This window comes from Glycomyces algeriensis (assembly GCF_027622855.1).
Classification (GTDB): Bacteria; Actinomycetota; Actinomycetes; order Mycobacteriales; family Micromonosporaceae; genus Glycomyces; species Glycomyces algeriensis.
In genome coordinates this window covers 21,061-27,656 of record NZ_JAPZVR010000029.1, presented here as the reverse complement: position 1 = coordinate 27,656, position 6,596 = coordinate 21,061, and the positions used below count along the sequence as shown (strand labels likewise).

Genomic DNA, 6,596 nt, shown 5'->3' with positions numbered 1-6,596 from the left:
GGGGGGGGCCACGGCGCTCAGGCGCTGACAGGTCAGGCGGCGTTCAGGGCCTGGTCGATCTTGCGGGTCATCTCGGCCATCACCGGGCTCGGCGCGCCCTTGTGCGCGCGGGTGGCGGCCTCCACGGCGATGCGGATCGTCGAGCGGAAGTTCTCCGCCTCGGCCGGTTCCTGGGCCTCCAGCAGCCGCACCGACTCGGTGATCGCGGGCAGCACCTGCTCGGCGATCGCCGCAGCGGACTTGCCCGGGAACTTCAGCTCCTTCGCCTTCGCACCGGCGAGGACGTGCCCCACGGTGCCGGTGGCGGCGGCGAACGCCAGCGAGCCGTCGGTGGCGATCTTGTGGGCCGAACCGGCGATGCCCGCGATGGACATCAGCGTCACCGTGCCGTAGGCGGCGGTGCGGATGGTGGCCTGGTCCTGGGTGGAGAGGGTGGTGGTCATGTCGTGCTCCTCGGTGATCCGGTAGTGCGTTCCTCGTTGATGAAGCAACTATCGGACCCGCGGCTTGCACCGCCCTGACACCGACCTGACACGGCCCCTTACGCGCGCTGGCGCTCCAGCCGGGCCTCGGTGGCGTCCTTCAACCCGGCCAGGCGCTCGCGCCGGTGCACGAGCGCCGCGATCTGCGCGTCCATCTCCATCAGGTTGGCGTTCAGCGGTTCCAGGCTCCGCGAGCACGGGATGAAACCGGGCTCGGCGTCGGGCGCGCACGGCAGCAGGCCCCGGATGGTCTCGGTGTTCAGCCCCGCCGCGAGCAGCTCGCGGATGCGGCCGACCAGCGCCACCTGCTCCCCGGTGTAGACCCGGTAGCCGCTGGAGTCGCGTTCGGGGTGGAGGAGGCCCTGCTCCTCGTAGTAGCGCAGCAGCCGCCGCGGCACGCCGGTCAGGCGCTCGAGTTCGCCGATCCTCATCGTGTGCTCCGTCACTAACGCTGGACTGTCACATCGGTGTCATCCCGCAGGGTTGCGGACATGAATGAAATTGTACTGACCACCAAGGTCCAGGGCTCCGGTCAAGGCATCGTCCTCGCCCACGGCGCGGGCGGCGGCATCGAGGGGAACTTCGCCTCCCTCATCCCCGCGCTCGCCGAGAACCACACCGTCGTCGGCTCCGACTACCCCGCGGACGACACCGAACTCACCCTCGACACGCTCGCGGACGCCCTGGTGGCGGACGCCGTCGCCGCCGGGGTCGAGGCCTTCACCGTCATCGGCTTCTCGCTCGGCACCACGGTCGCGGTGCGGGCCGCCGTGCGCCACCCCGAGCGGGTGCGCGGCCTGGTCCTCGCCGCCGGGTTCGCCAAGGCGGACAACCGGCTCGCGCTCGGCATGCGCATCTGGGAGGACACCGCCCGGAGCGACCGCGAGTCCTTCGCCCGGTACGTGCTCGACACCGGGTTCGGCGCCCGCTTCATCAACGGCCTGCCCGCCGAGCAGGTCGAGCAGCTCACCGCCGACCTCGCGGCGAACGTCCCCGGCGGCGTCGTCGGCCAGGCCCGCCTGGTGCGGGCGGCCGACACGACCGGCGACCTCGCGAACGTCGCCGTCCCCACCTTGGTGGTCAACGCGACCGCCGACCTCCTGGTCGACCCCGCGAACTCCCGCGTCCTCGCCGAGGGCATCCCGGGCGCCGAGTACACCGAGATCGACGCCGGGCACGTGCTCATGGCCGAGCAGTCGAAGCTGTGGGAGGAGACCGTCACCGGCTTCCTCGCGAAGCACGGCCTGTGACAGCACGCCGAAGGGCGCCGGCCTCAGGCCGACGCCCTTCGCTTCGCTTGTCGCCCTTAGATCATCGGGTGGCGAATGATGTTCTCTTCGCGGCCCGGGCCGACGCCGACGACGCTCACCTGGGCGCCGCACAGCTCTTCGAGCCGCTCGATGTAGCTCTGGGCGTTCGCCGGGAGCTCGTCGAACTTGCGGCAGTGGGAGATGTCCTCGAACCAGCCGTCGTGGTACTCGTAGATCGGCTTCGCGTGGTGCACATCGGTCTGCGTCATCGGCATCTCCTCGACGCGCTCGCCGTCGACCTCGTACGCGACGCAGATCGGGACGCGCTCCAGTTCGGAGAGGACGTCGAGCTTCGTCACGAACAGGTCCGTGATGCCGTTGACCCGCACCGCGTACCGGCCGAGGACCGCGTCGAACCAGCCGCAGCGGCGGCGGCGGCCGGTGGTGACGCCGTACTCGCCGCCCTTCTTGAGCAGGAACTCGCCGAACTGGTCGAACAGCTCCGTCGGGAACGGGCCCGAGCCCACGCGGGTCGTGTACGCCTTGATGATGCCGATCGCGGTCGTGATCTTGTTCGGCGCGATGCCGGTGCCGACGCAGGCGCCGCCCGTGGTCGGGTTCGAGGAGGTCACGAACGGGTAGGTGCCGTGGTCCACGTCGAGCATGGTCGCCTGGGCGCCTTCGAGGAGCACGTTCTTGCCCGCGTCGAGGGCCTGGTTGAGCAGCAGGCGGGTGTCCGCGATGTACGGCTTGAGCCGCTCGGCGTACCCGAGGTACTCCTCGACCACGGCCTGCGGGTCGATCGCCTTGCGGTTGTAGACCTTCACGAGGATCTGGTTCTTCTCGCGGAGGATCTGCTCGAGCTTGATCGAGAGGATCTTCGGGTCGAGGAGGTCCTGCACGCGGATGCCCTGGCGGGCGACCTTGTCGGCGTAGGCCGGGCCGATGCCGCGGCCGGTGGTGCCGATGCGCGCCCCGCCGAGGTACCGCTCGACCACGCGGTCGAGGGCCCGGTGGTGCGGCATGATGAGGTGCGCGTCCGAGGAGAGCTTCAGGTTGGAGACGTCGACGCCGCCTCCGATGAGCTCGTCGAGCTCGGAGATGAGGAACTTCGGGTCGACGACCACGCCGTTCCCGATGACCGGGACGACGCCCGGGGTCAGGATGCCCACGGGCACCAGGTGGATGGCGTACTTCGTGCCGTCAGGGGTCACGACGGTGTGCCCGGCGTTGTTGCCGCCCTGGTAGCGCACGACGTAGTCCATCTCGGCGCCGAGCAGGTCGGTGACCTTGCCCTTGCCCTCGTCGCCCCACTGCGTTCCGACGACCGCGATCGCTGGCATCTGCCCATCCTCCCGGGAAGTTGATCACCCGATTACTTGGTAAGCCTACTTGCATTCATTTATGCGGGGTCTCACCAGGCCTAAGCACTATGAATCGGGTCCCCGTCACACCGTAAGGTGGCGGTCGTGAACGTCGTCGTGTTGACACTCGTGGAAGCCAACTGCGCGAACCCCGGACCGCGTACTCAGGCCCTGCACCTGGTGGACGAGCTGAAGGCGCGGGGCGCGGTCGTGCGCACCGCCGAGGCCGACAAACCCGAGGAAGTCGACGCGGCGCTCGCCGACCCGGACGAGCGGATCGTACTCGCCGCGGATACGGACGAGCAGGTCAACGCGGTACTGGCCCGCCTGGTGCGGCAAGCGATCCCGGCCCCGAGCAAGCGGCCCGAGGGGCTGCCGGACGGGCGCACGATCCCCGACCTCCCCCCGATCGCGATCCTCCCCTTGGCGACGGCGCCCGGTATCGTCGCGCGGTTCGGCCTGCCCGGGACTCCCGCGGAGGTCGCCGCGGCTGTCACCGAGGGAGTGGTGAAACGCACTGATCTGCTGCGCCACGACGGCGGCGGCGTCGCGATCGACGGCGTGCGGCTCGGCGGCGGGGACCGGCCCTGGCGCGGGGTCGTGAACCTCGACGACGTGGTGCTGGCGGACGGCTCCGAGCAGATCCTGGCGTGCGTGGTCGCAAACGCCGACGGGTACGCGGCGACCGACGACATGGTGCTGGCCGAGCCTGACCCGGCCGACGGGAAGATCGACGTCGCGGTCGCCGTGCCGGTGACCGTGGGGCGCTTCCGCAAGCGGCTGCGCATCGAGGTGCGGCGGGCGCGCGGGCGGGCCGTGGCGGTCCACCCGGAGGACTCCGTGACGTACATCCAGGACGGGCTCGTGGGCGAGCTCGGCCGCAAGCGCACCTGGTGGATCGAGCCGGGCGCTGCCGGTTGGTACGCCGCGGAGGCGTAGACCGTACGAAGTAGATCGGGCGTTTTCGGCGCTAGCCTTCAAAACGGACATTCGGAGAACCCGGTCTCGGCGAAGCTCGCGAGCCGTAAATGTGCAGAGCGACAACCCTGACGGCAAAGTGTGACAGTGCACAGCCACGAGGCCGGTTTCGCCTGCTCACGAGCTTCCGATTGAAACGTTTCGAGACCTCGGCCACTGCTTGCCACGACTTATTCAAACGGGGTGAAAAAGCTGGTCAAGGGGGTTGATGCGTGCTTCGGCTTCCCGTAGCCTGGAGTGCGCACCCGTACCTCCCCCAGTGAAGGAGCACCCTGCATGGCGATCGTCTACGGCGGTGACTACAACCCCGAACAGTGGCCCCGCGAGACCTGGGCCGAGGACATGCGCCTCATGCGCGAGGCGGGCGTGAACCGCGTCAGCGTCGGCATCTTCTCCTGGGCCCTCTTCGAGCCCGAAGAAGGCCGCTACGAGTTCGAGTGGTTCGACGAGGTCATGGACCTCCTCGCCGCCAACGGCATCGAAGCCTGCCTCGCCACCCCCACCGCGTCCCCGCCGCCGTGGTTCGCCGCGACCTACCCCGAAGCGGTCATGGTCGACGCCGAGGGCCGCCAGCTCACGCACGGCTCCCGCCAGGGCTTCGACCCCTCCTCGGACGTGTACCTCGCCAAGGCCCTCGCGATCGCCGAGAAGCTCGCCGAGCGGTACGCGAACCACCCCGCGCTCGCCCTGTGGCATATCCACAACGAGTACGGCTGCCACAACGCCCGCTCGTACACGAAGGCCGCGACCGCGAAGTTCCGCGTGTGGCTGCGCGAGCGCTACGGCGACCTCGACGGGCTCAACGCCGCGTGGGGCACCGCGTTCTGGTCACAGGCGTACTCGTCCTGGGACCAGGTCTACGCCCCGCTCCCGACCCCCACGATCGCGAACCCGGGCCAGGTGCTCGACTGGAAGCGGTACTCGTCCTGGCGGCTCAAGCAGAACTACCTCGCCGAGGCCGCTGTCATCGGCAAGTACTCCGACAAGCCGATGACCACGAACTTCATGGCCGGCGGGCACCCCGACATCGACCTCTGGGAGTTCAGCGACGTCGTGGACGTCGTCACCACCGACCACTACCTGGTCGGCGAGAACGCACACGTCAAGTTGGGCTTCGGCGCCGACTACGCGCGCTCGCTCGGCAGCGGCAGGCCGTGGATCCTCATGGAGCACTCCACTTCCGCCGTCAACTGGCAGGGCCGCAACCGCGCCAAGGCCCCCCGCGAGATGCTCCGCAACTCCTTCCAGCACTTCGCGCGCGGCGCGGACGGCATCATGTTCTTCCAGTGGCGCGCTTCGAAGCAGGGCGCCGAGAAGTGGCACTCTGGGATGGTCCCGCACGCGGGCACCGACTCCAAGATCTGGCGCGAGGTCTGCGAACTGGGCGCGCGCCTCGGCGAGCTCGCCGAGGTCGAGGGCTCGCGCGTGGACGCCGAGACCGCGATCCTGTGGGACTTCCCGAACGCGTGGGCGCAGGAGCACGAGGCGCGCCCCACGAACGAGCTGACCGCCCAGGGCGTCTTCGACGTCTACTACGCGGCGCTGTGGCGGGCGGGCATCACCGCCGACGTCGCCGAGCCCGAAGGCGACCTGTCGAAGTACCGGTTCGTGGTCGTCCCCGCGGTCTACCTGCTCTCGCGCAAGGGCGCGGAGAACCTGCGGCAGTTCGTGAACGGCGGCGGCACGGTCCTCGTGACGCCGTACTCGGGGATCGCGGACGAGACCGACACGGTCTACCTCGGCGGCTACCCGGGCGCGATCCGCGACGTGCTCGGCGTGCGCAGCGAGGAGTTCTACCCGCTGATCGGCGGGAAGGTCGAGCTCGCCTCGGGCGGACACGGCACGATCTGGAGCGAGGCGGCGGCTTCGACAGGGGCGGAAGTCCGCGACACGTACGCGGACGGGTCCCCGGCGTGGCTGGTCAACCGCTTCGGTGAGGGCACCGCGCACTACCTGACGACGTTCCCGGACGACGCCACCCTCGACCGCATCGTCGCCGCCGCGGCCCAGGACGCGGGCGTCGAGCCCCCGGCCGAGACCCCGGTCGGCGTCGAGGTCGTACGCCGCGCGCACGAGGACGGCCGCAGCTGGCTCTTCTGCATCAACCACACGGCGACGGACGCGCAGGTCAAGGCGGCCGACGCGGTGATCGACGTGCCCGCGGGCGAGGTCGTGGTGCACCGAGAGCACGCGTAACTCCGGCGCACGCAGCACGCCCGGCCTGACCGGGCGGAATGCCGCGGCGGGAAGCCGACGGCCAGTCTCGGTGCCGGAGGCTTCCCGCCGCTTTCCGTTTCCGCGAGCGACCCCGCGAAGCCGCGCGACCGGCCCTGGTCGGCAGGGCATGTCGGACCCGTTGCGTAGTGTTGAAATGGGGGGTCCCAGGGTGTCCGATTTGCCCGGACCCTCCGTTCACATTCGCTCGCGAGACCGCAAGGGGCCGAACGGCACTCGCCCTCCGATCGCCGCCGTTCCCGCTCCCCGCTGAGACGGCTGTGGCCGTGCTCGCCACCTGATCGAAA

At 69.9% G+C, this 6,596-nt stretch carries 6 protein-coding genes; 3 read left to right on the top strand and 3 right to left on the bottom strand.

Annotated features, from left to right (window positions below):
- Positions 1–32: 32 nt before the first annotated feature.
- Both O2L52_RS25085 and O2L52_RS25080 read right to left on the bottom strand, forming a co-directional pair.
- Positions 33–443 carry a hypothetical protein gene (locus tag O2L52_RS25085; protein WP_270119003.1) on the bottom strand — a complete coding sequence of 137 codons (411 nt, stop codon included), beginning with the start codon at positions 441–443 and terminating at the stop codon, positions 33–35.
- A gap of 98 nt (positions 444–541) precedes the next feature.
- The gene (locus O2L52_RS25080) at positions 542–913 is read right to left on the bottom strand and encodes a MerR family transcriptional regulator (RefSeq protein ID WP_270119002.1); all 372 of its coding nucleotides are present in this window, start codon (positions 911–913) and stop codon (positions 542–544) included.
- Between the two features lie 60 nt (positions 914–973).
- Between O2L52_RS25080 and O2L52_RS25075 the strand changes: the two genes are divergently transcribed.
- Positions 974–1,732 (top strand): alpha/beta fold hydrolase, encoded by a 759-nt coding sequence (locus tag O2L52_RS25075; protein ID WP_270119001.1) that lies wholly within the window; start codon positions 974–976, stop codon positions 1,730–1,732.
- 56 nt (positions 1,733–1,788) lie between these two features.
- Here O2L52_RS25075 and O2L52_RS25070 read toward each other — a convergent pair whose 3' ends face one another.
- Positions 1,789–3,075: an adenylosuccinate synthase gene (locus O2L52_RS25070; protein WP_270118999.1), complete on the bottom strand. Its 1,287-nt coding sequence runs from the start codon at positions 3,073–3,075 to the stop codon at positions 1,789–1,791.
- 126 nt (positions 3,076–3,201) lie between these two features.
- Here O2L52_RS25070 and O2L52_RS25065 point away from each other — a divergent pair, with 126 nt between their 5' ends.
- Complete coding sequence (locus tag O2L52_RS25065) at positions 3,202–4,035, top strand: diacylglycerol kinase family protein (protein ID WP_270118998.1); 834 nt, start codon at positions 3,202–3,204, stop codon at positions 4,033–4,035.
- 315 nt (positions 4,036–4,350) lie between these two features.
- Positions 4,351–6,270, top strand: coding sequence for a beta-galactosidase (locus tag O2L52_RS25060; protein ID WP_270118996.1), 1,920 nt, complete (start codon positions 4,351–4,353; stop codon positions 6,268–6,270).
- Positions 6,271–6,596 lie beyond the last annotated feature (326 nt).